Raw genomic sequence first — 25243 nt, 5'->3', positions numbered from 1 at the left:
CCATGGCAGAGCCGCTGGTTGCCCAATATGGCCCCGATGTGCCCCGCGCCATTGCGCGCATGGTGGCCGCGGTGCACCGGCGCTTTGACACCGATGCCTTTTTGCACGATGCGCTGAACGGCTACGATGCGCTGGCGCTGATGCCGCGTGGCAAACACATCGCGCGGGCGCTGCAGCGGCATTTGCCGCAAGACTATGCGCAGGCGCTGCCCATTGTGCTGGCATCGGCCGAGCAGCCGCATGGGCGCGACCCGAACCTCTCTCTGGCGTCTTTTTTGTACCTGCCGCACACGGTGTTTGTGGCGGAGTTTGGGCTGGGGCATTTTGCGTTGTCGATGCAGGCGCAGCACGCGCTCACGCAGCGCTTTACCGCAGAGTTCAGCATTCGCCCCTACCTGCAGCAGCACCAGGATGCCACGCTGGAGCGGCTGATGACTTGGACGCAAGACGAGAGCGAGCATGTGCGCCGCCTGGTGTCGGAGGGCACACGGCCACGGCTGCCCTGGGCATCACGCCTGCCTGCCTTCCAGCGTGACCCGGCGCCGGTGCTGGCACTGCTGGAAAAGCTGAAGGACGACCCGGCGCTGTACGTGCGCCGCTCGGTGGCCAACAACCTCAACGATATTGGCAAGGACCACCCCACCCTGCTGGCCCACACGGCCCAGGCCTGGCTGCAAGGTGCCACGCCCGATCGGCGCTGGATCGTGCAGCACGCGCTACGCAGCGCGGTGAAACGTGGCGAAGCGGGCGCGCTGGAGGTACTGGGCTTTGGTGAAACGGCCAACGTGGTGCTGGGCCAGCCCGCCATCACGCCAACGCGGGCCGTGGTGGGCGGATCGCTACAGGTGGCCTTTGACGTGACCAACACCACGGACCAGCCCCAGCAGGTGCTGGTGGATTTTGCGGTGCACTACGTCAAGGCCAATGGCCAGGCGCGGGCCAAGGTGTTCAAGCTCAAGACGCTGGACCTGGCTGCACACGAGACCCAACGTGTGGGCAAAACCATCTCGCTGGCCGACATGACCACCCGCAAACACTACCCCGGCCACCACAGGGTGGATGCCATCCTGAACGGCCGGGCGCAGGCACTCGGCGGCTTTGACCTGCGCGGCGTTTAGCGGTGTTTTAGGCCCTTGGCTCTCATGGATACTGCGCGAACAGTTACTATTTTTGTAGCAACTGCGCCAGTACCAGGCGCGCGCTGGACAGGTTGGTGGCGCAGGGCACATCGTGCACGTCGCAGGCCCGCACCAGGGCGTTGATGTCGGGTTCGTGCGGCTGCGGGGTCATGGGGTCGCGCAGGAAGATGACCGCATCCACCTCACCCACGGCCAGGCGCGCGCCAATTTGCAGGTCGCCGCCCCAAGGGCCACTGAGCATGCGCTCGACATCCAATCCCAACTCATCCACCAAGCGCCCGCCCGTCGTGCCGGTGGCCATCAGCCTGCAGCGCTGCAGGTAGGGCGCGAACTCCTTTGCCAGTTCGACCATGGTGTCTTTCTTGCGGTCGTGCGCAATCAGCGCGATGCGCGGGCGGTCTGACGGGGTGGGGGCGTTGAGCATGCCCGCAATGCTAATCCAGCAGGCGGGACGACTTGGGCACGTGCGCCATCAAGAACTCCATCTGGTCGGCCAGGATGCGGCGGTTGCGCAAGATGAAGTCTTCCCACAGGCTGGGCACATAGGGCGTGTAGAGCAGTGGCATGTTCGCCTGCTCGGGGGTGCGGTGGCTCTTGCGGTGGTTGCAGGGTTTGCAGGCGGTCACCACGTTCATCCAGGTGTCGATGCCGTGCTGGGCAAAGGGGATGATGTGCTCGCGGGTGAGCTCGTTCTCGTGGAAATGGCCACCGCAGTAGGCGCACACATTACGGTCGCGGATAAAAAGCTTGGCGTTGGTCAGGCCGGGGCGCAGGTTGAAGGGGTTGATGTTGGGCACCCCGCGCGTGCCGATGATGCTGTTGACCTTGATGATGGACTGCTGGCCGGTGACGGCATTGTGCCCACCGTGGAACACCGCCACCTCACCACCCGACTCCCAGCGCACCTCGCCCGACGCGTAGTGGATCACCGCCTGTTCGAGCGAGATCCAGGATTGGGGAAGCCCCTGGGCCGACAACTTCAAGACTTTCACGCAACGCCTCCATCAACGGTAAAACCTACCACCAACACGGACTGCAAAGGTCTGCAAGTGCGCGCCAGACAGACGTCTGGGCCCTGCTAGGTGACAATATACCGTGTTTCCATGACAAATTGGCTTCAGGCCCCGGCAGCGTTTGCGCAGCCTGCTATCAAAAAGATAACAAATCCATGAAGGTTTTCCGCGGTTTCAAGCACCCTGGCGTTGCCAGCGCCAGTGCAGTCACGATTGGCAACTTTGATGGCGTCCACCGGGGCCACCAGGCCATGCTCGCCCTGCTCAAGGGCGAGGCGCAGCAGCGGGGTGTGCCCAGCTGCGTGCTGACCTTCGAGCCCCACCCGCGCGACTACTTTGCCGAACTGCACAAAAAACCCGAGCTGGCCCCCGCCCGCGTGGGCACCCTGCGCGACAAGCTGGAAGATCTGGCCAAGGCCGGGGTGGACCAGACCGTGGTGCTGCCGTTCGACGCCCGGTTGGCCAACCAGAGCCCCCAGGAATTTATCGACCAGGTGCTGCGCGGCGGCCTGGGCGCGCGCTATGTGCTGGTGGGCGACGATTTCCGTTTTGGCAAGGCCCGTGCGGGTGACTACGCCGTGCTGGATGCCGCAGGCGACGCCCAAGGCTTTGACGTGGCGCGCATGAATTCGTATGAAGTGCACGGCCTGCGCGTCTCCAGCTCTGCGGTGCGCGATGCGCTGGGCCGGGGCGACATGGCTGCCGCCGCCCGCCTGCTGGGCCGGCCCTACTGCATCAGCGGGCACGTGGTGCACGGGCGCAAGCTGGGCCGCACGCTGGGCTTCAAGACGCTAAACCTGCGCTTTGCGCACTGGAAACCGGCCGCCAGCGGCATCTTTGTGGTGCTGGTGCATGGCCTGGCCGCCAAACCCCTGCAGGGCGTGGCCAACCTGGGCGTGCGCCCCTCGCTGGACCCGAGCGATGTGAACGGCGGGCGCGTGCTGCTGGAGACCCATTGCCTGGACTGGCCGGCAGAACTGGGGCCCGAGGGGGCCTACGGTAAAATCATCCGCGTGGAACTGCTGCACAAACTGCACGACGAACTCAAGTACGACGGTCTGGACGCCCTCACCCAGGGCATACAGAAAGACCGCGACGACGCGCGCGCCTGGCTTCAGTCGCACACCAGCACCCGAATTTGACGGGGCCGCCCGACGCACCTTGCCCCGCGTCTTGCCCCATCGCCTGCCGTGCTGACCACCGCGGGCCGTCCCACTCCCATTGAGATTTGCCATGACTGACAAAGTTGATTACCGCAGCACCCTGAATTTGCCCGACAGCCCCTTCCCCATGCGTGGCGACCTGCCCAAGCGTGAACCGGCCTGGGTGAAAGACTGGAACGAGCAGGGTCTGTACAAGAAGCTGCGCGATGCCCGCGTCGGACAGCCCTTGTTTGTGCTGCATGATGGTCCGCCCTACGCCAACGGCAAGCTGCACATCGGCCACGCCCTGAACAAAGTCCTCAAGGACATGATCGTCAAGAGCAAGCAGCTCGCCGGCTTTGACGCGCAGTACATCCCTGGCTGGGATTGCCACGGCCTGCCGATCGAGAACGCGATCGAAAAACTGCACGGCCGCAACCTGAGCCGCGACGACATGCAGGCCAAGAGCCGCGCCTTTGCCACCGAGCAGATCGACCAGCAGCGCGAAGACTTCAAGCGCCTGGGCGTGCTGGGTGACTGGGAGCGCCCCTACAAAACCATGAACCCGGCCAACGAGGCGGGCGAAATCCGCGCCTTCAAGCGCGTGATCGAACGCGGCTTTGTCTACCGTGGCCTCAAGCCCGTGTACTGGTGCTTCGACTGCGGCTCGTCCTTGGCCGAGTTTGAGATCGAATACGCCGACAAGAAGAGCGATACGCTGGACGTGGCGTTTGAGTCCAACGACGCGGCTGGCCTGGCCAAGGCCTTTGGCCTGAGTGCCCTGCCCGCGAGCAAGCAAGCTTTTGCCGTGATCTGGACCACCACCGCATGGACCATCCCCGCCAACCAGGCGCTCAATGCCCACCCCGAGCTGGAGTACGCGCTGGTGGACACGCCCAAGGGCGTGCTGTTGCTGGGTGCCAACCTGGTCGAGAAGTGCCTGGAGCGCTTTGGTTTGACCGGCACCGTGCTGGCGACGGCCAAGGGCGAAGCCCTGCGCGGCCAAGTGTTCCGCCACCCGCTGTACGACCTGCCCGCAGATGTGAACGTGGCGGGCAATGAATATAGCTACAAGCGCCTGTCGCCGCTGTACCTGGCTGACTATGTGAGCGATGGCGACGGTACTGGCATCGTGCACTCCTCGCCCGCTTACGGCGTGGACGACTTCAACAGCTGCATCGCCAACGGCCTGAAGTACGACCAGATTCTCAACCCCGTGCTGGGTAATGGCGTGTATGCCGAAGAGCTGCCCCTGTTCGGCGGCCAGCACATCTGGAAGGCCTGCGCCAACGTGATCAACACGCTGCGCGACAACCACCGCCTGATGGCGACCGTGGGCATCACCCACAGCTACCCGCACTGCTGGCGCCACAAGACACCAGTGATCTACCGCGCGGCCGCTCAGTGGTTTGTGCGCATGGATGCGGGCGAAGGCGTGTTCACCAAGGACAAGGCCCCCAAGACCCTGCGCCAGCTGGCGCTGGACGCCATTGAGCACACCAGCTTCTACCCCGAAAACGGCCGCACCCGCCTGCGCGACATGATCGCCAACCGGCCCGACTGGTGCATCTCGCGCCAGCGCAGCTGGGGCGTGCCCATCCCCTTCTTCATGCACAAGGACAGCGGCGAGCTGCACCCGCGCACCATGGAGATCCTGGACCAGGCGGCGGACATTGTGGAGAAGGGCGGCATCGAAGCCTGGAGCCGCGTGACCGTAGAGGACATCTTGGGTGCGACTGATGCACCGAGCTACACCAAGAGCACCGATATCCTGGAAGTGTGGTTCGACTCGGGCTCGACCTTCCAGCACGTGCTGCGCGGCAGCCACAAGTACGCCTACGCCCGCCCGCCCTTCCACACCGAAGGTCCCGAGGCTGATCTGTACCTGGAAGGCCACGACCAGCACCGGGGCTGGTTCCACAGCTCGCTGCTGCTGGGCTGCGCGCTCTACGACCGTGCGCCCTACAGCGGCCTGCTGACCCACGGCTTTGCCACCGACGGCCAAGGCCGCAAGATGAGCAAGAGTTTGGGCAACACCGTGGACCCGCAAACCGTGACCAGCAAGCTGGGCGCCGAAATTGCCCGCCTGTGGGTGGCCAGCACCGACTATTCGGGCGACCTGAACATCGACGACAAGATTCTGGCCCGCGTGGTGGATACCTACCGCCGCGTGCGCAACACGCTGAAGTTTTTGCTGGCCAACGTCTCCGACTTTGACCCGACCAAGGACGCCGTGCCGGTCGACCAGCTGCTGGAAATCGACCGCTACGCCTTGAGCCGCGCGGCCCAGCTGCAAGCCGACATCCTGGCGCACTACAAGGTCTACGAGTTCCACCCCGTGGTGTCCAAGCTGCAGGTCTACTGCAGCGAAGACTTGGGCGCGTTCTACCTGGACATCCTGAAGGACCGCCTCTACACCACCGGCGCCAACAGCCTGGCCCGCCGCTCCGCGCAAACCGCACTGTGGCAGATCACCCAAGCGATGCTGCGCTGGATGGCGCCGTTCCTGAGCTTCACCGCCGAGGAAGCGTGGGCGGTGCTGGGCGCAGAAGGCAAGACGCCGGCCGCCACCAAGCTGTCCATCTTCATGGACGGCTATGTGCAGTTCGCCGCGCCCGACGAGGCTTTGCTGGCCAAGTGGGCAGATATCGCCCAAGTGCGAGAGATCGCCAACAAGAAAATTGAAGTGGAACGCGCAGCGGGACATATCGGTGCGTCGCTTCAAGCCGAACTGGAAATTGACTGCGATGGCACCTTCTACGACGCGCTTTTGAGCCTAGGCGAGGACCTCAAGTTTGCGTTCATTACATCGAAAGTAACGCTAAACCAAGTTTCTGGAGCGGGCCTCACGGTCCGTGTTAAAGCTACTGAGGAACAGAAGTGCGAGCGTTGCTGGCACTACCGCAGCGACATTGGCGCGGATGCCGCGCACCCCACCTTGTGCGGCCGCTGCACCAGCAACCTCTATGGTGCAGGTGAACAACGGGTGTTCGCCTGATGGCACGCGCTGGCAAATCCTCGGGTGGCGGCTCCGGCAGCGGCCTGTGGCAATGGTTGGGCCTGGCCTTCATCTTGCTACTGGCAGACCAGTTCACCAAGATCCTGATTCTGGGCTACTACCAGCTGGGTGACAGCACCTATGTGACCAGCTTCTTCAACGTGGTGCGGGTGCATAACACCGGGGCAGCGTTCTCGTTTCTGGCGGGGGCCTCGGGCTGGCAGCGCTGGTTCTTCACGGTGATTGGCCTGGTGGCAGCTGCGGTCATCATCTGGATGCTGAAGTCCCACCCGGGGCAGAAGCTGTTCAGTTTTGCCATGGCCTGCATTTTGGGCGGTGCCATTGGCAATGTAATAGACCGCCTGGCCTATGGCTACGTGGTGGACTTTTTGGATTTTCACTGGCGGGGCATGCATTTCCCCGCCTTCAATGTGGCAGACAGCGCGATTTCGATAGGCGCGATTTGCCTCATACTGGACGAACTGCTGCGCGTGCGCAAAACCCGCTAAACAGGGACGGCACACCGCGCGGCACAGAAAGAAGAGTTTGTGACGCATTTGCTGAATCTGTTTGCCGCGATTGCCCTGCTGGTGTGGGGCACGCATCTGGTCCGTACCGGTATCTTGCGCGTGTTTGGCGCCAACCTGCGCAGCATCCTCGCGCATAGCACGGGCAACCGGTTTGCTGCTGTAGTCTCGGGCATCGGTGTTACCGCCGTGGTGCAGTCGAGCACGGCCACAGCCCTCATCGTGTCGGCTTTTGTAGGCCAGGGGCTCATGAGCCTGCCTTCGGCCCTGGCCGTGATGCTGGGCGCCGACATTGGCACCAGCCTGATGGCCGTGGTCTTCTCGCGCGATTTGTCCTGGCTCTCGCCACTGTTCATCTTTATCGGGGTAGTGCTGTTCATCGCACGCCCGTCCACCACGGTAGGCCGGGTAGGCCGTGTGCTGATTGGCCTGGGCCTGATGCTGCTGGCCCTGCGTTTGGTCACGCAGTCCGCCACCGTGCTCACCCAGTCCGCAGCCGTCAAAGCCCTGCTGTCCACGCTCACCAGCGACATGCTGCTGGAAATTGTGGTGGGCGCCACACTGGCCTTGGTGTCCTACTCCAGCCTGGCCATTGTGCTGCTGACCGCCACACTGGCCACCTCGGGCGTGATTCCGGTCGATGTGGCGCTGGGCCTGGTACTGGGCGCCAACCTGGGTAGCGGCGCATTGGCCGTGCTGACCACCATGAACGCCAATGTGGAGACCCGCCAGGTGCCGCTGGGCAATCTGGTGTTCAAGGTGCTGGGCGTGGTAGCGGTGCTGCCGTTCTCGGGCGTGTGGATGCGGTATGCCGGCCCCTACCTGACCGACGAAGCCACCCTGGTGGTGGGCTTTCACTTGGCCTTCAACCTGGGCGTTGGGGTGGCCCTGATTGGCTTTACCCAAGTGGTGGCACGTTGGGTAGAGCACTGGTTGCCCAAGCCCCAGAAGACCACCGTAGCCGGCCGCCAGCGCCACCTGGACCCGTCTGCCCTGGCCACGCCCTCGTTGGCCATTTCGTGCGCGGTGCGCGAGGCCATGCACCAGGCCGATGTGGTGGAGTCCATGCTGCTGGGCACACTGGCCGTGATGCGCGACAACGACCAGGCCTTGGCCAAACAGCTGCGCACCATGGACGACACGGTGGACGAGCTCTACAGTGACATCAAGTACTACCTGACCAAGATTTCGCGCGAAGCGCTGGGCGAAAACGAAGCCAAGCGCTGGACCGACATCATCAGCTTCACCATCAACATGGAGCAGATTGGCGACATCATCGAGCGCGTGATCCAGGACGTGGAGGACAAAAAGATCAACAAGGGGCGCGAGTTTTCAGACGCCGGCATGGCAGAAATCTGCGAGCTACACGCCCGCCTGGTGGACAACCTGCGCCTGGGCATGAGTGTGTTTTTGAACGGCAATGTGCGCGATGCGCGCCGCCTGCTCGAGGAGAAAACGCGCTTTCGCGACCTGGAACGCCAGTACGCGGCCACCCACATTGAGCGCCTCTCGGACAACACACTCTCCAGCATCGAGACCAGCTCCCTGCACCTGGACCTGATCAGCGACCTCAAGCGCATCAACTCGCACATCTGCTCGATTGCCTACCCGATCCTCGACTCGGCAGGTGAGCTGGCGCCCAACCGCTTGCGCATGAACGTGGAGTCCAGCGGGAAATAGAAAAGGCCGGCACATGCACCGGCCATTTTTAACGTTGCCTAGGGAGGTGCTCAGAAGCGGTAACCCACTGCCACCAGCAACTCGTTGTAGGTGAAGTGGTGCGAGGCTTTGTCGCCACGGGCACTGGTCAACACATCGGGAAGGTCCACATAGCCCATCTTGTAGGCACTGCGCACAAAGATGGTCTTGGTCAGGTCCACATCGAGGCCGACACCAGCGCCCACGCTCCAACCGGCCAAGTGGAACTCGTCGTTGCGGGTCTGGTTCACCATGTGCATGGTGGCGTTGGTCTTGGGAATCACGATGCCCAATCCCACCAGCGCAAACACCTTGGCGCGGTCACCACCAAACCAGTCCACTTTCTTTTGCTTTTCGTACTCAATAGTTACGATGTTCAGGCCATCCGTGTGCTCGAAGTTGAGCCAGTTGTCGGCGATCACCTGTTGGCCGCTTTGCGTGACGCCCTTGATCTGGCCGTCAATCGCCACCGACTGGTCCTGCGCCACCACGTACTTCATGTGGTCCAGGTTCAGCGCAATCGCCGTGTCACCATCGAGCTGGTAGGCCACGCGCAGATTGGTCTGCGGGATGGTGATCTCGGCCGGGTTCAGGTAGTACTTGAAGATGTCGGACAGACCGGAGTTGGTCTGCAGGTCGGTCGCTTTCACGTCATGCAAGGTGAAATCGTGGTCCGAACCCTTGAAGTGGATGGTGCTATTGGAGTAGGTGGAGCGGTTCCAGCCCCAGTAAATGGACCAGCGCCGGCTGTTTTCGGCGTCGATCTGGGCTGCTGTCTTGTCAACAGTGGCAGGTGCCGGAGTGGCTGCCGCGGGCTGGGACTGTGCCAGCACCACCGAAGACGTTTGGCCATAAGACGCAACTGCGGCCACCGAGCCCGCTGCGCAAAGAAGGGTGTTGCGCAGCAGCGCCGGGAAAGTCAAAGTCATGCAGGAATTTTATCCTTACTGACTATAGGGTCAGGATGGTAGAGCCGGTTGTTTGACGTGCCTCAAGGTCTTTGTGCGCCTGCTGCACATTCTCCAAAGCGTAGCGCTGGGCAATATGGATCTTGACCGCGCCGCTTTGCACCACGGCAAACAGGTCATCCGCCATGGCCTGGGTGGCCTCGCGGGTGGCGATGTGGGTGAACAAGGTCTGGCGTGTGACGTAGAGAGAGCCTTTGGCGCCCAGCATGCCGGGCGCAAACGGTGCCACCGGGCCCGAGGCGTTGCCAAAACTGGCCATCAGGCCAAACGGGGCCAAGCAGTCCAATGACTTGTCCCAAGTGTCTTTGCCCACGCTGTCATACACCACCTTCACGCCCTTGCCACCAGTGATTGCTTTGACCCGCGCGGCAAAATCTTCTGTCGCGTAGTTGATGGCAAACTCCGCCCCATTGGCGAGCGCCAGAGCACATTTGGCATCCGATCCTGCGGTGCCAATCAAGCGCAAGCCCAGGGCCTTGGCCCACTGGCAGGCAATCAGGCCGACCCCGCCGGCCGCAGCGTGGAACAACACAAAGTCACCCGGATTGAGGCCGCCTTGGGGCAGCGTGCGCTTGAGCAGATACTGCGCGGTCAGGCCCTTGAGCATCATGGCCGCGCCGGTCTCAAAGCCGATGGCGTCGGGCAGTTTGCACACACACTTGGCCGGCAGCACCCGCACCTCGCAGTAGGCGCCGGGCGGGTTGCTGGCATAGGCCGCACGGTCGCCCACTTTCAAGTGTGTCACGCCCTCGCCCACCGCCTCAATCACGCCCGCAGCTTCCATGCCCAGTTGCACAGGCAGCTGCTGCGGGTACAGGCCCGTGCGCTGGTACACATCAATAAAGTTCAGGCCCACCGCATGCTGGCGGATACGCACCTCGCCGGGGCCAGGCTCGCCCACGGTCACCTGGACAAGCTGCAATTGTTCGGGGCCGCCGTGCTTGGCGATGTGGATGGCGCGGGAGGCAATGGCGGTCATGGGAGGATCTCCAAAGAAATGGTGAATGTGTGGGCGCTGATGGTGCCAGAAAGCCGCGTCAGCCGCTCGCAAGCGTGGCCATGCGCGGCTTGCTACAGTCGCCCGCATGCACAAAGGCCTTACCCCCACCGCGATTGCCCTGCTCGTCATTCCACCCCTCATGTGGTCAGGCAATGCAGTAGTGGGGCGGCTGGTGGCGCCCATGGTGTCGCCCATGACACTGAACCTGCTGCGCTGGAGCATTGCCCTGCTCTTGCTGTTACCGCTGGCAGGTGCGGTGCTACGCCCCGGAAGTAGCCTGTGGCCCCAGTGGCGGCGCTTTGCCTGGCTCAGCCTGTTCAGCATAGGCGGCTACAACGCGCTGCTGTACCTGGCGCTCAATACCTCCACCGCCATCAATGTGACGCTGGTGGGCGCCAGCACACCGGTATGGATGTTGCTGATTGGGCGCCTGTTTTTCAAGGTGGCAGTGACGCGCCGCCAGTTGCTGGGGGCCGCCCTGTCGATGGCCGGGGTGGTGCTGGTGCTGGGCCGGGGCGACTGGGAAGTGATCACCCAGCTGCGCCTGGTGCCGGGTGACCTGTATGTGCTGCTGGCCTCGGTGGCTTGGGCTTTCTACAGCTGGCTGCTGGCGCACCCGACACCGGAGTCGGCCACCATCCGCGCCGATTGGGCGCAGTTTCTACTGGGGCAAATGGTCTTTGGTTTGGGGTGGTCGGCGCTGTTCACCGCGGGCGAGTGGGCGCTAACCCCGGCGCATATCGACTGGAGCTGGCCTCTGGCTGCGGCACTGGCCTTTATTGCGGTGGGCCCGGCCGTGATTGCCTATGGCTCCTGGGGTGCCGGTGTGTCACGCGCAGGCCCCGCAGTGGCGGGCTTCTTCATCAACCTTACACCGCTGTTCACAGCGCTGCTCTCATCCTTGTTTTTGGGAGAGCCGCCACGCCTGTACCACGGCGTGGCGTTTGTTCTCATCGTCACGGGCATTCTGCTGTCTTCGTCCAAAGCCCGCTAGAGCAGATCACGCGCCCCACTCCTTGGCGCGAATATTCAATACAGAGCGCATCTAGCGCACGACCATGGCGTCTCTACCTCGGAGCACACCATGCAACTGCACATCAACGGACAAGCGCACACCTTGGACCCCCTGTGGGAAGACGAAACCCTGCTATTCGCCCTGCGCGAAGGCCTGGGACTGGTAGGCCCCAAGCTCGGCTGCGGCATGGGCCAATGCGGTGCCTGCACCGTGTTGGTAGACGGTCAGGCCCAACGCAGCTGCCTCCTGCGCCCCAAAGACTTGGCCCAGGCACAGATCACCACCATTGAAGGACTGGCCCAAGGAACCACCCTGCACCCGGTGCAACAGGCCTGGTTGACACACTGCGTGCCCCAGTGTGGCTACTGTCAGGCGGGCCATATCATGGCCACCGTGGCGCTGCTGCGCCACACCCCCAAACCCAGCGATGCCGACATTGACACCGCCCTGGCCGGCCACCTGTGCCGTTGCGGCACCCACCAGCGCATCCGCCAGGCCGTGCACACTGCAGCCCAGCAGCCCACGACGGGAGGCAAGGCGTGAAGCGCCGCCACTTTCTGGGTCTGGCCAGTGCCGGCCTCACTGTCACCCTGCTGCCCGCCTGCGGCCTCATCCCCGTCATTCCCAAGCGTCCGCAGCCCTCCGGTGAAGACGCCATGTCGTGGGTGCGTTACGCCCAAGGGCGCTACACCTTCTACCTGCCCCGGGCAGAGATGGGGCAAAACGTGCTCACCGGCCTCAAGCAAGTGGCCTGCGAGGAGCTGGGGGTGGCATGGGACCAGGTCGATGCCGTCCTGCCGGACACCCGCTCCATCCGCCGCGTCAAGGCCACGGTGGGCAGTGACTCCATCCGGGAGTTTGCGGTACCGCTGGCGCAGGCCTGTGCGACGCTGCGGGAGGCCCTGGCCCGAGGCGTCACAGAAGGCGTGCTGGAGGCTGATGCATTGCCCCAGGAACGCCTGCGCGCCTTCGGCCCGAAAACCCGTCACGTGGGCCGCACCGCCCCACTGGAGCAGGGCCTGGCCATTGTGCGGGGCGAACCCGTCTATGCCGCCGACGTGCGCCTGCCCGGCATGGTGTATGGCCGGGTTTTGCGCGCACCGGTCTCGCCCGAACTGGCCTCCCACCCGCGTGCCTGGCAAGAGGCGGCTGCACGTGGGGTGCCAGGCTTTGTGGCGCTGGTGCAAAACCCCGGCCTGCTGCAGGGCCGCAGCCAGGGCTTGGGCATCCTGGCCCGCACGCCAGGCGCACTGGACCGCATCGAGGTGGCACTCAATATCCAATGGCACGTGGAAGGCAGCTTGGCGCCGGGTGCGGTAGATGCCCTCATCGACATCACGCCCCGTCTGAAGAAAGCCCCGCTGGCCCACCGTCTGCGCAACGACGCCCTGCCTGAACATGCGCCCTGGGACCTGGATGTAGAAATCCGTGTGCCCCTGGCCGCCCACGCCACGCTGGAGCCACGAGCGGCGGTAGCGCTGTGGAATGGGGCAGAACCCCTTCTGCGCCTGTGGGTGGGCAACCAGGATGTGTTCTACCAGCGCGACGCGGTGGCCCGCCAACTGGACCTGGACGCGTCGCAGGTGCTGGTGCAGGCCTGCCGCATGGGCGGAGCTTTTGGTGGGCGCACCATTTGCACCGTGGAAATGGAAGCGGCCGTGCTGGCCCGCCAATGGGGGGGCGCGGTCAAGGTGCAATGGACGCGTACCCAGGAGCTGCGTTACGGCTTTCACCGCCCGCCCTCGCACCACCGGCTGCGCGCCCGCCTGCAGCAGGGCAAGGTGCAGCACTGGTGGCACGCCTTTGCCACCAGCCACATCCTGTTCACCAATGCCGCCATGCCCGCCTGGATGCAGACGGTCTCCAGCTTTGTGGGCGATGCTGGGTCCGCCCGCGGGGCCCTGATTCCCTACCAGGTGCCGCAGCAACGCATCGAGATGGACCTGGTGCGCCTGCCCGTGTTCACCGGCCCCTGGCGCGGACTGGGCGCCGGCCCCAACAGCTTTGCGGTGGAAACCGCGTGGGACATGCTGGCCCATACTGCAGGTGCTGACCCGGTGACCTTCCGGCTGGCCCACATCAGCGACGCGCGCCTTGCGCAGGCGCTGCAGCGGGTAGCCAGCCTGGCCCGCTGGGGGCGGGGCCCTGCCGCCGCCCCTGCGGGCTGGCGCACGGGCCGGGGCGTGGCCTGCGGCATCTACAAGGCTATGAGTTATGTAGCCACCGTAGCCGATGTCGCAGTGGACCCGGCCAGCGGCGAGGTGCACGTGCTGCACCTGTGGTGCGTGCACGATTGCGGCCGTGTGATCAACCCTGACCAGGTGCGCGCCCAGTGTGAGGGCACCCTGGTCTGGGGCCTTGCCATGGCCCTCACCGACGGTTTGCCGGTGGACAACACTGGCGTGGCGGCCAGCAGCTTTGCCGATGCGCCTATTCCCCGCTGGCCACAAGTGCCCGCCCTCACGGTGGAACTTGTAGACTCCGCCCTAGCGCCCACCGGGGCAGGAGAGACCGGCATGGTGAGTGCCGCAGCCGCCATTGGCAACGCCATCGCGGCTGCCACCGCCTACCGAGCCACCACCCTGCCCGTGTCCACCACCGAACTGCAGCACCACCTGTCCACCCGCCCACCCCATGAGTGATTTCGCCAGCACTGCCATGGTGGGTGTCATGCTCAAAGGCATGGCACGGCTGGGACTGGATACGCGCCCGGTGCAGCACCTGGCCCACACAGAGGACGCCCACATTCCACTACAGGCCAAGCAGACCCTGGCCGCAACCGCCCTGGCCCAAGGGGGCTGGGCCAGCCTGCTGCACCTTGGCCAGGGCTTTCACGACCTGGCCGATGCCCCGCTGCACCGCGCGCTGGCCTCTGCGCCAGATGCCGCCACCCTGCTGGCGCGCTGGTGCCGGCTGGAGAAGTATGTGCATTCGCGCCACCGCGTCCTGTGTCTGCAGGTGGGCCCCACACAGGCCACGTTGCAGCACATCTCGCTAGTGCCCCGCACGCCCCCTGCAGCGGCCGAAGACCTGGTGGTGCTGGGCCTGCTGTGTGCCTTGCTACAAGCCTTGGGGCTGCGCCAGGTGAGCGCCCAGTTGCAAGGCGTGGACGTTTTTCCGCAAGCAGATGCCCAGGTGCTGCATAACTTGGCCACCCAAGGACGTACCGCACACTGGACCCTGCACTGGGCTGAAGATCCCCCCTCTACTCTGGCACCACACAGCTCCACCAGCCTTCCGCCAGCGCAAGCACCCCACGAGCTTTGCGCGTCCCTGGACTGGCCCAATCTGGCGCAGCGGTGCGCCGCCACCATGTTGGGCGACCTGATGTACCCGCATACGGTGGCATCCGTTGCGCAGCAGATGGGCCTGTCTGCCCGCAGCCTGCAGCGCCAGCTGCAGCACCACGGGCTGCGATTTTCGCAAGTGGCTGCCGAGGTGCGCCTGCGGGCCGCAGCCTGGTGGCTGCTGGAAAGCCCGCTGTCGCTGGCGGAGATTGGTTTTGTCTGCGGTTACGCCGACCAGGCCCACTTCAACCGCAGTTACAAGCGCCACACCGGGCTGGCGCCCGGTGCATATCGCACCAGCTTTGGAGAAGCGTCCGCCGTACTGCCGCCCTGAGCAGCGCCGAATGCGATTCAAGCCAGCGAAGGCTGGCCTGCTGTGGCATCGTTCTGCTTCTCGGGTACGTAATGCGCACTGAGCGCGAGGATGGTGGCGGTGACCACCACCACGCCCATGGCGGCGGTAAGGGATGCGTGCTGGGCAATGCCACCGATCAGCGGCGGCCCGATCATGAACCCGCTGTAGCCGATCGACGAGACCGCCGCAATGGCCGCAGCGGGCGTGGTACCCGGCACCCGGCTGGCCGCGCCAAACAGAATGGGTACCACCATGGCCAGCCCTGCGCCCACAAACGCAAAGCCGATGACGGAGACGAGCGGATTGCCACTGAGTAGCACCACAGCCATGGCCACTGCGGTGAGCACGCCGCTGCCGCGCAGCAACAAACGCTCGCTAAAGCGGGTGCGCAAGATATCGGCCAAGAAGCGCATCACCGCCATGGCCCCGGCAAATGCGGCGTAGCCAATGGCTGCGCGGTCTTGGGGCATCTGCACTTCCTGCTTCAGGTAGAGCACGCTCCAATCCTGCATCACCCCTTCGGCGCTCATGCCGGCAAAAATCAGCAGCCCCATGATCAACAGGGCGCCACGCGGCCAGACGAACTGCGGCGTCTCGGCCGACGCCTCGGTGACGGGAGCCGTAGGCAACATCCAGCGTGAAGCCAGCACCATCCACACACTGGCACACACGCCCACACCGCCCAATTGCAAGGCAACGGACACCTCCCAACGCAAGAGCAGCGCAGTAAGTGCGGCACCCAGCATGGCCCCCACACTGAACATGCCGTGCAGCCCACCCATGATGGGCCGTCCTCCAGCGGCTTCGAGCGCCGAGCCCTCGGTGTTGATACCCACGTCATAGACACTCATGGTGGACCCGAACACCAGCATGGCCAGCAGCAAAGGCACATAGCCGGGCCAGTGCACCACCAGCATCAGCATGAGCCCCATGAGCACACCAGCCACTGCCACAGCATTGCGTGCGCCCAAACGGCCAATCGCCCGTCCCGCGATGAACAAAGCACTCACGGCACCGACAGCCGCGGCCACCAGCACCAGAGACAGAGAGCCTTCGCTCAGGCCATACACCTCCTTGACCGAGGGAATGTGCACGCCCCAAGCGCCGGCGACGATACCCAGCACAGCAAACAGGGAGCGTGTAGCCCAGGTCGCTTGACGGATCTGGATGGGGGTGCCATGAACAGCAGCGCTCATGCAGCGCCCCCGGCAACAAAAATCAGGTTTATCTTGTGTGGCATGGGAATAGACAAATAACCGGAAGAGGCCGCAGAATTGCGCTCAATCCATAGCTGTAGCGTAGGGACGTGCGCCCCGGCATGCAAGGCCAACCCGTACCAGCAAAATGTCAAAAATAGCAAATTTCTTAACTACCTCGCAGCAATCTGACTGCTGCAGCGTGGCCGCCATCTCACCCGATGACCCTGCTGCGCCCGCCCATGCGCTACGGATGCGCCAAGACCTGGGCGACTTCATTGCGCGAGCAGCCAAGGGCAACCTGCGCCTGGTTTCACCACCACCCCAGCCGGGCTGGACCACGCGGGGCGCAGGCCACCTGCACCTGAATGCGGAACTGTTTTTGCAGGTGCAGGGCCACACCGAATTCCGCTTTCCCCAAGGCCAGGTCACCCTGCAGGCCGGTGAGGCGCTGGTGATGCCGCCCAAGCTGCTGCACGACGAATGGGTGGCCGGGGGACCGGATGGTCAGCCGTTTTCCAACCTGGTGATTTATGCCGACCACCAAAGCATGTCCTGCCACTTGGCCAACGAGGCCAGACCCGGGCGACCCGGCAACCTCTACCTGGAGGTGTATCCCCATGTGGATGCCGTGCGGATTGAGGCTTGGCTGGGCGACGCCGCCAAGCCCCCTGCACAAGACGCCCATGGCCTGTGGGTGGTGCAACAGCGTGCCCTGGTACTGACTGCGCTGTCGGCCGTGGCACGCCTGTTGGATGCGCCCCAGAAAACGGTGGCCAGCGAACCCGCGCTGCTGGGCCAATTGCGCGTGCTGGTGCAAAACCGCCTTGGCGAAGTGGACCTGACGGTGGCCAGCTTGGCCGAGGAGTTGGGCTGCACGGCGGACTACCTGTCGCACCTGTACAGCCGCAGCACGGGCGAGCACCTGTGGCAGGTGGTGCTGCGTCAGCGACTGGCCCGCGCAGCCCGGCTGTTGACGGAGGACAACTCGGCCATCAAGGAGATTGCCTGGTGTTGCGGCTTTGCCAGCGCCAGCTACTTCATCCGCAGTTTCAAGCAACAGTTTGGTCTCACGCCCAAGATGTTTCGGGCGCAGGCGCAGGCTGGGGTGTCTTGACTTCTTTTGCCATAGTGCTTTTTTCGCCTGCACCGCTTTTTTGGACACCCACTCCCCCAGCCCCTCGCCCCCGTCGGCGAGGGGCTGGGGGAGTGGGTGTTAAAAAAACGCTACGAACAAGAAAATGAGCCACAACAGGAACCCTCAGTAGGTCCCGGGGTAAGCCCCTCCATCCAGCAACACGTTTTGCCCCGTCATATACCCCGCCTGCTGGCTGCACAAAAACGCACAGACCTGCCCAAATTCCTGCGCCGTGCCGTACCGCCCCATCGGAATCTGCGCCTGCTGCGCTGCACGAATGTCGTCCACGCTCTTGCCGGTCTTGGCCGCAGCCGCCTTCACCGTAGTGGCAATTCGGTCCGTGTCGAACTTGCCCGGCAAGAGGTTGTTGATCGTCACCCCCCTGGCCGCCAGGCTGCTGCGCGCTACGCCGGCCACAAATCCCGTGAGCCCGCTGCGCGCGCCGTTGGACAGGCCCAGGATATCGATGGGTGACTTCACCGAGCTGGAGGTGATGTTGACGATGCGCCCAAAGCCGCGCGCGGCCATGCCGTCCACCGTGGCCTTGATGAGTTCGATGGGCGTGAGCATGTTGGCGTCCACCGCCTTGATCCAGGCCTCGCGGTCCCAGTCGCGGAAGTCGCCGGGCGGCGGGCCACCGGCATTCGTCACCACGATGTCGAAGTCACGGCGCATAGCAAACACCGCAGCGCGGCCGGCCTCGGTGGTGATGTCTTGTGCACAAAACAGCACCTCAGCCCCCGTGGATACTGCGTAAGCAGCTTCCAAATTCATAGCACTGCGTTCCAGCGCCTCGGCACCCCGCGCGACGATCAGCACGTTCACGCCCTCGGCCACCAGCGCCTGGGCGCAGCCCAGGCCCAGCCCTTTGCTGGCGCCGCACACCAGCGCCCATTTGCCTTTGATTCCCAAGTCCATGGTCTTGTCTCCAAAAAAATAAATCAGTCGGCAGTGGGTGGTACCGCGCGCTGGCGGCTCACCACATAGACCCCCAGCAGCACCAGCACCGTGCCGCCCACCACCCAGGCGTTCATCGGCTCATCCAACAGCAGCACGCCCATGGCGATGGTGGACATGGGGCCCACCATGCCCACCTGCGCGGCCAAGCCGGCGCCAATGCGCTCAATCGCCATCATCACCATCAGCACCGGCACCACGGTGCAGGCCGTGGCGTTGATCAGGGACAGCCACAGCACCTCAGGTGCAACGGCAAACGCGGTGTTGAGCGGGCGCAGCAGCACAAACTGCGCGATACACAGCACACAGGCCACGCTGGTCGCCAGCCCGACCAGGCGCAGCGAGCCCAGGCGCTTGACCAGTTCGCCGCTGTACGAGAGGTAGAGCGCGTAGCTGATGGCACTGCCAAATACCAGCAATGCACCCAACGCCACGTCGCCGCCGGCCAGCGTGACCTCGTGGCCAAACACCAGCAGCACACCGCTGTAGCTGATGGCCATTCCCAGCGCCTGCGGCACGGTCACACGTTTGCCATACAGCGCCACCCCCAAGAGCACCACCAGCGTGGGGTTCAAGTACAGGATGAGCCGCTCCAGCGAGGCCGAGATGTAGGCCAGCCCGGCAAAGTCCAGGTAGCTGGCGAGGTAGTAGCCAGTGATGCCCAAGCCCAGAATGCCCCACTTGTCGTGCGCCGTCAGACGCGGCAAGGCCACGCCCGAGAGGCGCGCCTTGCGCCCGGTCCACCACACAATAGCCAGAAAGAACGGCAGCGCCATCAACATGCGCAGCATGATCAGCGTGACGGCATCGACACCGTAGCGGTAGGCCAGCTTGACGATGATGGCCTTGCCGCTGAAGGCAATCGCTCCCGCGACCGCCAGAAACAAACCCGTAGCTATGGATTTAGGAGCTGCTTGCGCAGATTTCATAAGGACTCAAGGTCAATTTCATTCAAAAGATCTGGCGCACCCGCTGCACCAGAGCAACGCCGGCCAGCACCAGCCCACCGGCCACCACGCCCACCAGGCCATCCCACACAAAGCCCAGCGGCAGGCCTTCGAGCAGGTGGTGCAAAAACGGCAGGCCGTGCACCAGAATGCCGCCACCCACCAGGAACATGGCTGCGGTGCCCGCCACTGACAGCACCTTCATCAATATCGGTGCAGCCCGCAAAAGGCCACGGCCCAAGGCCTGCGTGCCACTGCCAGATTGTCGGCTCAGGTACAGGCCCGCGTCGTCGATTTTCACGATGCCAGCCACCAGGCCATACACGCCCACCGTCATGATCAAGGCCACCCCGGCCAACACGGTGAACTGAGTGGCAAACGGGCTGGCTTGCACGGTGCCCAGGGTAATGGCAATGATCTCGGCGGACAGGATGAAGTCGGTGCGGATGGCGCCCTCCACCTTGTCTTTCTCCAGGGTCAGCATGTCGACCTCGGGGTTGGCCAGCGCCTGCATCAGTTCGGCCTCATGGGCCTGGTCGTCCTCGGCGCGGTGCAAAAACTTGTGCGCCAGTTTCTCGAAACCTTCAAAGCACAAAAAGGCGCCGCCCACCATCAACAAGGGGGTCACCAGCCAAGGAGCCACCGCACTGATAGCCAGCGCCGCTGGGACCAAAATCAGCTTGTTGACCAGGGAGCCCTTGCACACGGCCCACACCACAGGCAGCTCGCGGTCGGCGCGCACACCTGCCACCTGCTGGGCATTCAGGGCCAGGTCGTCGCCCAGCACACCCGCCGTCTTTTTGGCGGCCACTTTGGTGAGTACGGCCACGTCGTCGAGGATGGTGGCAATGTCGTCAAGAAGAGCGAGAAGGCTGCTGGCCATGGTGTGTGCAGGTGAAAGTCAAAGAGGCGCCCATTGTCACCCGTTTGGCGTATGCGCCTTGGTGCTTACCCGTACAAGTTTGGCGCAGAGCTTGCTGGAGAATGGCACACAACAGGCACGACCGCCCCATGCACTCCTCTCCCTTGGCCACACCCTCTGCTCCCACAGCTGCACCCACCGTGCTCGACATCGAAGCCTCGGGCTTGGGCCGCAGCAGTTACCCGATTGAAGTGGGCTACGTACTGCCCGACGGCCACGCCTACTGCACCCTGGTGCAGCCAGAAGATGACTGGACGCACTGGGACGAAAGTGCCGCCGCCTTGCACCGCATCACGCGCGACTTGCTGCAGGCCCGTGGCCTGCCCGCCAAAGAAGTGGCCCGCCGCCTGAACGAACAGCTGGCCGGGCAAACCGTCTATTCCGATGGCTGGGCCAATGACTACACCTGGCTCTCAGCCCTGTTTGAGGCGGCGGAGATGACACCCCGCTTCAAGCTGGAAAACCTGCGCAGCCTGCTTACCGAAACAGAGGCCGAGCGGTGGCACCAGGTCAAAGCGCAGATTGCCAGCGAGCGCGGCACCCAGCGCCACCGCGCCAGCGCCGATGCACGCCTGCTGCAGCTCACCCTGCAACGCCTGCGCGGCCCGCAATAAGCCTGCACGTTCTAGGCAGCCAGCTCCAGCCCGACCACAGCCGTGCGCAGTAACATGCGCCCAGACCATTCACCATAAGGAGACAGACACCATGGCCGTTACCGTAGAGATCAACCTGGCTTACGAATTTGAAGTGAAGGCCAAGGCGGCCGACGTGTTCGAAGTCCTGTCCGACGTGCCCACCTCGGCCAGCCACTTCCCCAAGGTCGACCAACTGGTGGACCTGGGCGGCGGCGCCTACCGCTGGGAGATGGAAAAAATCGGCATCGCCTCCATCAGCCTGCAAACGGTGTACGCATCCAAGTATGTGTCCAACAAGGCCAAGGGCACCATCGTGTGGACGCCGATCAAGGGCGAAGGCAACGCGCTGGTATCGGGCAGCTGGAAGATCACCGACAACAAAAAATCCACCAAGCTGGAGCTGGAGATTCAGGGCGAACTGACCCTGCCCCTGCCCGGCCTCATGAAGATGGTGGCCGGCCCCGTGGCCGAAGCCGAGTTTGAAAAGATGGTGGAGCAGTACATCGACAACCTGACCCAACGCTTCGGCGGCGAGGCCTAAGCCATAGTCAACCTTTTACTTTGTTGGCATGGCGCATGCGAATGCGCTATGAAATTAGGAGCTGCCAGCGCACTATCTATATGATCCCGCGGCTCTTTTTACATGTAAATTGAATGTGCTGCTGAACTTCGTGGCGGGAAACGACTGGATAGTTTCGATCGCTGGAAATGAAGGCGTGCGAGCCGAAGCGGAAGTCGGTCGCGTCAGATTCATTGCCGGGTAGCGGACATTCGGAACTGGCATGCCAGGCGGTCGCGATAGACAGCCGATATGCGGCGGAAGCCGACATCCCAGAATTCCCCCAAACGGCGTATATCCAAGGCGTAGCTCCGTCGTCTAAATCGGATCTGGCAGATCGCGGTGGGTGTTGGGATTCTTGGACCTGTATGGATTTCAGGCAAACCAACAGAAAGCAATATTGCAAACCTTTAAAAGAGTTTCATCACCAGTTTTTCTGGCAATGCCCAGATGGATTCACCGCTTTTCCGACCTATATCTATTGTTCATAATCATAAGGATTACCTATGAATATTTTTTTCGATCGTATTGAAACGGACAAAGAAATTGTTGTCATCTACAAGCCCTACTTCCTATATTTTTTAGCTGTTGCCCTCGTTTTTTGGGTAGTGGCAGATCAACTCCCCCAAAATGATGCGATTAAGACCCTAGCGAGTCTTTTTTGGTTTACCGCAATTGCGGTTGTCGTTTGGCGATACATAACCATGCGTGAAGTGTGGGGGGAAATGCGAGAGGCGATGAAGAATGGCGCGGTAGTCATGTCAGGCTCTAAATTCAACCCCGCTGATCCATTGACTGTGCGCATTCCCAAACCGCTGACAAGTAACCCAAGTACATGACTCTGCGCTACACACTGGCGCGTCCAAACGCAGCATCGCGTCGTCTCGGTCCCCCTTTAGCCCGACGGTAGTGCTTGCCGCAGAGCACTATGTGTAGCCGCTATCAGTCTGTAGAAGCTCCGGCTCTGCGGCGGAAGCAGCCGTTGGAAAATTCACCCGGTTAGGGGGATGTTCAAGCTGGTTCCGAGGCGTGAGAATCGTGAAATTTTTGGCTCATTCCGTTCCTTACAACATGCGGGATTTGTTGGAATTTTTATACCTGTATCGATTTCAGGGAAAACCATGCGAAACAATGCTGAAAGCCGTTCTCAGAGTAATTTCATGTCCAGTTTATCCCGCAGCATCCTGATGTATCAACCGTTCTTGCCATATACATAACGTTAGCCTTCAGAAATCATGAACCCTTTCGCAGTGCTTGTGTTTATCGTTTGCGCCGTTGGCACATTGCCAACTCATGCACAGCAAACGATGACCGTAAATCCAAAAGACATCCAGATCAGTGGGTATCGCCACAAAGAACTTCCGGCGAGTTTGCTCAGGCGCATCAAAGCAACCACCGACACCTTCGAAGTTGTTGATGGGATTTCGTATGAAAAGGCTGTCGATCTCTACAAACGAGATTTGGACCCAGAGGGAAACTTGGTGCTCTGGGAAGAGATGGTGAAGGGTTACAAGTCCTTCTGTGCCTCGCGCTGCAAGGCACAGGAAGAGAGAATGGATGTATATCGGTTGCTGTTGCTTCGATCAATGTTCGATGACCAGGAATCGCTAAAGAGAGCGAACCTGAAGGCGCTCAAACCTTCGGAGGCGATGGCGGTGGTGAAGCTATATCGCCTTCCCCCGAAACCAATCGATGTGGTCAAAGGCCAATAGCGTGAGGGCTAACAGGTTGCTCGTCGCGGACACCCGGCCGATGGTTGCCGCTTCGCGGCGCTTGTTGCGTGCCAGACAGCGCCGACGTTAGCCGTCAAATGCCTTTCACACTCTCGCAGGCCATAGAAGTTGCCGACCGCCAGCTTTTGTCCTGCAGCTGTGACGGTGTGGCGCTGCAATTACTCTCAGACAAAACCGAGGAATTCGATGTCGGCTGGGTCTTCTACTATCAGTCCGCTAGCTTTATAGAGAAAGGTGATTTTCGCGAGTCTGTCGTTGGCAATGCGCCGCTCTTCGTCTCACGCTCTGATGGGCTCCCTTTCTTCGTCAGCTATCACCGTCCGCTGGCGGAATCGATGACCGCATATCGAGCCTGCGGCAACCCTAACGCTCAAGAGGTTCCCGAGGTTCGCCTTACGGGATGGCGTAAAGGTGCTCTGTCTGTTTCTGCGATTCAGGCCGTTCGTCAGCACTCCACCGTTGGTCTTGGACAAGCAAAGAACGCTGTCGAGTCCTGTCTCGCCAACCAATCGACCGTGGTCTCTGTACCCTCCGTGGCAGAAGCCAGAGCCTTAGTTCTTGCTCTCGCAGCCGTCGGCTTTGAAGCACAGGTCCCCTATGCCGGCTAACAGGTTGCTCGGCCCGGACACGCAGCAGGACAACGCCGCTGCGCGGCGCTTACAGCGTGCCGGTCAGCGCCAACGTAAACGACTGCTATAGGGCGGTGTGGAGGTTGGCTATCAGTCTGTTGGCGTCGCTGCTTGGTGAAGTAAGCGGCCCTTTTCGGTAATCTGCCGATGAACCGCGGTCAGACTGTTTAATCTACTTGAAGTGCGTAGTTCCAAAAAGAATCAGCGAGGTTTTGCTATGAAATGGTTAGCGCTTTTTTTAACTCTAGCTATGGTCGGAGCGGCGTCATCGCAGGAATTGACTGGGATTGAACGCATTGTTATTTCCCCGAGGACGCCAAACCTTTCGGTCAAACTGATTCAGGCGGCCGATGACGGGACTCCCTTATATGTAGAAATGCAGGGAAGTATTTCGGTGCGTGCCACCGTCTCCTACGGTTGGTTTGAAGGAGATGAGTTAGGTGAAGGTGGGACGCTAATGGCTCACCTTTTGTTTTCCAAGTCTGAGTGGTCAAAGATTCCGCGTCGTGACGATTGGCAGCACCTTTCAAATTGCGACCTCTATTGCGAGTTTCATATTGATAACGAAGATGCTCTTGTAGAGGCGCTTTTTGACGCAAAAACCTTGAAGCGGATTCGAGACAAAAAGTTGATGCAAGTGCGCAAGCGTGCCACTTTGACTTTGACCGACATAGGCTTTGGTGGCGATTGCGGTATTCACTATGGGGCGAAAGCTTATGTAGAAAAGGGAGGCTTGCAGCACAAGCAAATTGCTATGAACAGTGGATTCCGCACCCATTGTTAGCAGCAACTCGTCACAGCTCTGAGTGACCGCTATCAGTCTACAGGCGCCTCAGCTTGGCCGCGGAAACAGACGCTTGTAAATTCACCCGAACGGGGGATATTCAGGGTCTCGCTCAATCGTCAGAATCCGGATTGGCAGTCCATCCCAGCACCCGAGCGGAGCGCCAACGTTAAAACTCATGCAAAAACCGCTAACCATCATCGATAGCTTCAATGTTTCGGCGGAGAAGATCGACCTTCGTGCAGGTAAATGGTTCGTGCTTGATGGGACTTTTGTGTCTGCATCGGAATTGCCAGAACCTGGCGCTCATGTTGTGGTGGCCACCCCCGAAGGGCATCACTTTGCAGCCACTGTGGAAGACGTGGAGATAAGGCACGGAACTGGAGCGCTGATCTTCTTTTCGCAAGAGTTTGATGCGCTTCCAAGACTGTCTGTTATCACGAGAGGCACGGCATGAAATTTAACTGGTCAACCAAGGCGGTTTCCTATGGTCCTGCTCGTCTTCGGCGTTAACGACTGCTTTTGAGCACTGCAAAAGACCGCAGTCAGTCTTGAGGCGTCTTGGTGTCGTGGCGACAGACTGCGGAATCGATTAATTTTC

Annotated in this window: 25 protein-coding genes; 17 read left to right on the top strand and 8 right to left on the bottom strand. The window is 62.1% G+C overall.

Annotated features, from left to right (window positions below):
• Positions 1-2 precede the first annotated feature (2 nt).
• Positions 3-1118, top strand: a complete 1116-nt coding sequence (locus CHU94_RS06180) for a DNA alkylation repair protein (protein WP_094477887.1) — start codon at positions 3-5, stop codon at positions 1116-1118.
• A gap of 46 nt (positions 1119-1164) precedes the next feature.
• Here CHU94_RS06180 and CHU94_RS06175 read toward each other — a convergent pair whose 3' ends face one another.
• Both CHU94_RS06175 and CHU94_RS06170 read right to left on the bottom strand, forming a co-directional pair.
• On the bottom strand, positions 1165-1563 hold the full coding sequence (locus CHU94_RS06175) for a methylglyoxal synthase (protein WP_094477885.1): 399 nt from the start codon (positions 1561-1563) through the stop codon (positions 1165-1167).
• A gap of 10 nt (positions 1564-1573) precedes the next feature.
• Entirely contained in the window at positions 1574-2131 is a 558-nt protein-coding gene (locus tag CHU94_RS06170; protein WP_094477883.1) for an HNH endonuclease, read from the bottom strand.
• Between the two features lie 176 nt (positions 2132-2307).
• Between CHU94_RS06170 and CHU94_RS06165 the strand changes: the two genes are divergently transcribed.
• The 4 genes from CHU94_RS06165 (at position 2308) to CHU94_RS06150 (ending at position 8499) form a co-directional block, all read left to right on the top strand.
• A complete protein-coding gene (locus CHU94_RS06165) occupies positions 2308-3294 on the top strand; it encodes a bifunctional riboflavin kinase/FAD synthetase (protein WP_094477881.1) in 987 nt (328 codons plus the stop codon).
• A 91-nt stretch (positions 3295-3385) separates the two neighbouring features.
• Positions 3386-6292, top strand: coding sequence for an isoleucine--tRNA ligase (gene ileS / locus CHU94_RS06160; protein ID WP_094477879.1), 2907 nt, complete (start codon positions 3386-3388; stop codon positions 6290-6292).
• The gene (gene lspA, locus CHU94_RS06155) at positions 6292-6801 is read left to right on the top strand and encodes a signal peptidase II (protein WP_094477877.1); all 510 of its coding nucleotides are present in this window, start codon (positions 6292-6294) and stop codon (positions 6799-6801) included. Before ileS ends, lspA begins: the two co-directional genes overlap by 1 nt.
• A 39-nt stretch (positions 6802-6840) precedes the next feature.
• Positions 6841-8499 carry a Na/Pi cotransporter family protein gene (locus CHU94_RS06150; protein WP_094477875.1) on the top strand — a complete coding sequence of 553 codons (1659 nt, stop codon included), beginning with the start codon at positions 6841-6843 and terminating at the stop codon, positions 8497-8499.
• A 50-nt stretch (positions 8500-8549) separates the two neighbouring features.
• On the opposite strand, the gene CHU94_RS06145 is transcribed toward CHU94_RS06150, so the two are convergent.
• Together CHU94_RS06145 and CHU94_RS06140 are read right to left on the bottom strand one after the other, a co-directional pair.
• Positions 8550-9446: an outer membrane protein gene (locus CHU94_RS06145; protein WP_094477873.1), complete on the bottom strand. Its 897-nt coding sequence runs from the start codon at positions 9444-9446 to the stop codon at positions 8550-8552.
• Between the two features lie 22 nt (positions 9447-9468).
• Complete coding sequence (locus CHU94_RS06140) at positions 9469-10464, bottom strand: quinone oxidoreductase (protein ID WP_094477871.1); 996 nt, start codon at positions 10462-10464, stop codon at positions 9469-9471.
• 106 nt (positions 10465-10570) lie between these two features.
• Between CHU94_RS06140 and CHU94_RS06135 the strand changes: the two genes are divergently transcribed.
• The 4 genes from CHU94_RS06135 to CHU94_RS06120 all read left to right on the top strand — a co-directional run bounded on the left by CHU94_RS06135 (position 10571) and on the right by CHU94_RS06120 (position 15121).
• Positions 10571-11479 (top strand): DMT family transporter, encoded by a 909-nt coding sequence (locus CHU94_RS06135; RefSeq protein WP_094477869.1) that lies wholly within the window; start codon positions 10571-10573, stop codon positions 11477-11479.
• A gap of 90 nt (positions 11480-11569) precedes the next feature.
• Entirely contained in the window at positions 11570-12043 is a 474-nt protein-coding gene (locus CHU94_RS06130; RefSeq protein ID WP_094477867.1) for a (2Fe-2S)-binding protein, read from the top strand.
• The gene (locus CHU94_RS06125; protein WP_094477865.1) at positions 12040-14142 is read left to right on the top strand and encodes a xanthine dehydrogenase family protein molybdopterin-binding subunit; all 2103 of its coding nucleotides are present in this window, start codon (positions 12040-12042) and stop codon (positions 14140-14142) included. The genes CHU94_RS06130 and CHU94_RS06125 overlap by 4 nt, the downstream gene beginning before the upstream one ends.
• On the top strand, positions 14135-15121 hold the full coding sequence (locus tag CHU94_RS06120; RefSeq protein WP_094477863.1) for a helix-turn-helix transcriptional regulator: 987 nt from the start codon (positions 14135-14137) through the stop codon (positions 15119-15121). The genes CHU94_RS06125 and CHU94_RS06120 overlap by 8 nt, the downstream gene beginning before the upstream one ends.
• Before the next feature lie 17 nt (positions 15122-15138).
• On the opposite strand, the gene CHU94_RS06115 is transcribed toward CHU94_RS06120, so the two are convergent.
• The gene (locus CHU94_RS06115) at positions 15139-16338 is read right to left on the bottom strand and encodes an MFS transporter (protein WP_094477861.1); all 1200 of its coding nucleotides are present in this window, start codon (positions 16336-16338) and stop codon (positions 15139-15141) included.
• 202 nt (positions 16339-16540) lie between these two features.
• Between CHU94_RS06115 and CHU94_RS06110 the strand changes: the two genes are divergently transcribed.
• Positions 16541-17455, top strand: coding sequence for a helix-turn-helix transcriptional regulator (locus CHU94_RS06110; RefSeq protein ID WP_255033864.1), 915 nt, complete (start codon positions 16541-16543; stop codon positions 17453-17455).
• A 144-nt stretch (positions 17456-17599) separates the two neighbouring features.
• Here the strand turns inward: CHU94_RS06110 and CHU94_RS06105 are convergent, their stop codons facing one another.
• The 3 genes from CHU94_RS06105 to CHU94_RS06095 are packed head-to-tail and all read right to left on the bottom strand — an operon-like array spanning position 17600 to position 20263.
• Entirely contained in the window at positions 17600-18394 is a 795-nt protein-coding gene (locus CHU94_RS06105) for an SDR family oxidoreductase (RefSeq protein ID WP_094477857.1), read from the bottom strand.
• A 23-nt stretch (positions 18395-18417) separates the two neighbouring features.
• Positions 18418-19362, bottom strand: coding sequence for a DMT family transporter (locus CHU94_RS06100; protein WP_094477855.1), 945 nt, complete (start codon positions 19360-19362; stop codon positions 18418-18420).
• 22 nt (positions 19363-19384) lie between these two features.
• Complete coding sequence (locus CHU94_RS06095) at positions 19385-20263, bottom strand: DUF808 domain-containing protein (RefSeq protein WP_094477853.1); 879 nt, start codon at positions 20261-20263, stop codon at positions 19385-19387.
• Between the two features lie 128 nt (positions 20264-20391).
• Here CHU94_RS06095 and CHU94_RS06090 point away from each other — a divergent pair, with 128 nt between their 5' ends.
• From CHU94_RS06090 to CHU94_RS19010, 7 genes are all read left to right on the top strand, one after another.
• Positions 20392-20916, top strand: a complete 525-nt coding sequence (locus CHU94_RS06090; RefSeq protein ID WP_094479237.1) for a hypothetical protein — start codon at positions 20392-20394, stop codon at positions 20914-20916.
• Between the two features lie 91 nt (positions 20917-21007).
• Complete coding sequence (locus CHU94_RS06085) at positions 21008-21478, top strand: SRPBCC family protein (RefSeq protein WP_094477851.1); 471 nt, start codon at positions 21008-21010, stop codon at positions 21476-21478.
• 524 nt (positions 21479-22002) lie between these two features.
• Positions 22003-22335 (top strand): hypothetical protein, encoded by a 333-nt coding sequence (locus tag CHU94_RS06080; protein WP_094477849.1) that lies wholly within the window; start codon positions 22003-22005, stop codon positions 22333-22335.
• Between the two features lie 396 nt (positions 22336-22731).
• A complete protein-coding gene (locus CHU94_RS06075) occupies positions 22732-23208 on the top strand; it encodes a hypothetical protein (protein WP_094477847.1) in 477 nt (158 codons plus the stop codon).
• A 98-nt stretch (positions 23209-23306) separates the two neighbouring features.
• Positions 23307-23837, top strand: a complete 531-nt coding sequence (locus CHU94_RS06070; RefSeq protein WP_094477845.1) for a YrhB domain-containing protein — start codon at positions 23307-23309, stop codon at positions 23835-23837.
• 238 nt (positions 23838-24075) lie between these two features.
• Entirely contained in the window at positions 24076-24642 is a 567-nt protein-coding gene (locus CHU94_RS06065) for a hypothetical protein (RefSeq protein ID WP_141211398.1), read from the top strand.
• A 178-nt stretch (positions 24643-24820) separates the two neighbouring features.
• Positions 24821-25099: a hypothetical protein gene (locus CHU94_RS19010; protein WP_141211397.1), complete on the top strand. Its 279-nt coding sequence runs from the start codon at positions 24821-24823 to the stop codon at positions 25097-25099.
• Positions 25100-25243 lie beyond the last annotated feature (144 nt).

Origin of the sequence: Rhodoferax sp. TH121, from assembly GCF_002251855.1 — a bacterium.
Taxonomy (GTDB): Bacteria; Pseudomonadota; Gammaproteobacteria; order Burkholderiales; family Burkholderiaceae_C; genus Allorhodoferax.
This window is presented reverse-complemented; position numbering and strand designations above follow the sequence as displayed.

What these genes read in the sequence shown, in the direction of transcription:
- CHU94_RS06180 (WP_094477887.1), top strand. Translation starts at nt 3, where the DNA reads ATGGCAGAGCCGCTGGTTGCCCAATATGGCCCCGATGTGCCCCGCGCC.
- CHU94_RS06175 (WP_094477885.1), bottom strand. Translation starts at nt 1,563, where the DNA reads ATGCTCAACGCCCCCACCCCGTCAGACCGCCCGCGCATCGCGCTGATT.
- CHU94_RS06165 (WP_094477881.1), top strand. Translation starts at nt 2,308, where the DNA reads ATGAAGGTTTTCCGCGGTTTCAAGCACCCTGGCGTTGCCAGCGCCAGT.
- ileS (WP_094477879.1), top strand. Translation starts at nt 3,386, where the DNA reads ATGACTGACAAAGTTGATTACCGCAGCACCCTGAATTTGCCCGACAGC.
- lspA (WP_094477877.1), top strand. Translation starts at nt 6,292, where the DNA reads ATGGCACGCGCTGGCAAATCCTCGGGTGGCGGCTCCGGCAGCGGCCTG.
- CHU94_RS06145 (WP_094477873.1), bottom strand. Translation starts at nt 9,446, where the DNA reads ATGACTTTGACTTTCCCGGCGCTGCTGCGCAACACCCTTCTTTGCGCA.
- CHU94_RS06140 (WP_094477871.1), bottom strand. Translation starts at nt 10,464, where the DNA reads ATGACCGCCATTGCCTCCCGCGCCATCCACATCGCCAAGCACGGCGGC.
- CHU94_RS06135 (WP_094477869.1), top strand. Translation starts at nt 10,571, where the DNA reads ATGCACAAAGGCCTTACCCCCACCGCGATTGCCCTGCTCGTCATTCCA.
- CHU94_RS06130 (WP_094477867.1), top strand. Translation starts at nt 11,570, where the DNA reads ATGCAACTGCACATCAACGGACAAGCGCACACCTTGGACCCCCTGTGG.
- CHU94_RS06120 (WP_094477863.1), top strand. Translation starts at nt 14,135, where the DNA reads ATGAGTGATTTCGCCAGCACTGCCATGGTGGGTGTCATGCTCAAAGGC.
- CHU94_RS06115 (WP_094477861.1), bottom strand. Translation starts at nt 16,338, where the DNA reads ATGAGCGCTGCTGTTCATGGCACCCCCATCCAGATCCGTCAAGCGACC.
- CHU94_RS06105 (WP_094477857.1), bottom strand. Translation starts at nt 18,394, where the DNA reads ATGGACTTGGGAATCAAAGGCAAATGGGCGCTGGTGTGCGGCGCCAGC.
- CHU94_RS06100 (WP_094477855.1), bottom strand. Translation starts at nt 19,362, where the DNA reads ATGAAATCTGCGCAAGCAGCTCCTAAATCCATAGCTACGGGTTTGTTT.
- CHU94_RS06095 (WP_094477853.1), bottom strand. Translation starts at nt 20,263, where the DNA reads ATGGCCAGCAGCCTTCTCGCTCTTCTTGACGACATTGCCACCATCCTC.
- CHU94_RS06090 (WP_094479237.1), top strand. Translation starts at nt 20,392, where the DNA reads ATGCACTCCTCTCCCTTGGCCACACCCTCTGCTCCCACAGCTGCACCC.
- CHU94_RS06085 (WP_094477851.1), top strand. Translation starts at nt 21,008, where the DNA reads ATGGCCGTTACCGTAGAGATCAACCTGGCTTACGAATTTGAAGTGAAG.
- CHU94_RS06080 (WP_094477849.1), top strand. Translation starts at nt 22,003, where the DNA reads ATGAATATTTTTTTCGATCGTATTGAAACGGACAAAGAAATTGTTGTC.
- CHU94_RS06075 (WP_094477847.1), top strand. Translation starts at nt 22,732, where the DNA reads ATGAACCCTTTCGCAGTGCTTGTGTTTATCGTTTGCGCCGTTGGCACA.
- CHU94_RS06070 (WP_094477845.1), top strand. Translation starts at nt 23,307, where the DNA reads ATGCCTTTCACACTCTCGCAGGCCATAGAAGTTGCCGACCGCCAGCTT.
- CHU94_RS06065 (WP_141211398.1), top strand. Translation starts at nt 24,076, where the DNA reads ATGAAATGGTTAGCGCTTTTTTTAACTCTAGCTATGGTCGGAGCGGCG.
- CHU94_RS19010 (WP_141211397.1), top strand. Translation starts at nt 24,821, where the DNA reads ATGCAAAAACCGCTAACCATCATCGATAGCTTCAATGTTTCGGCGGAG.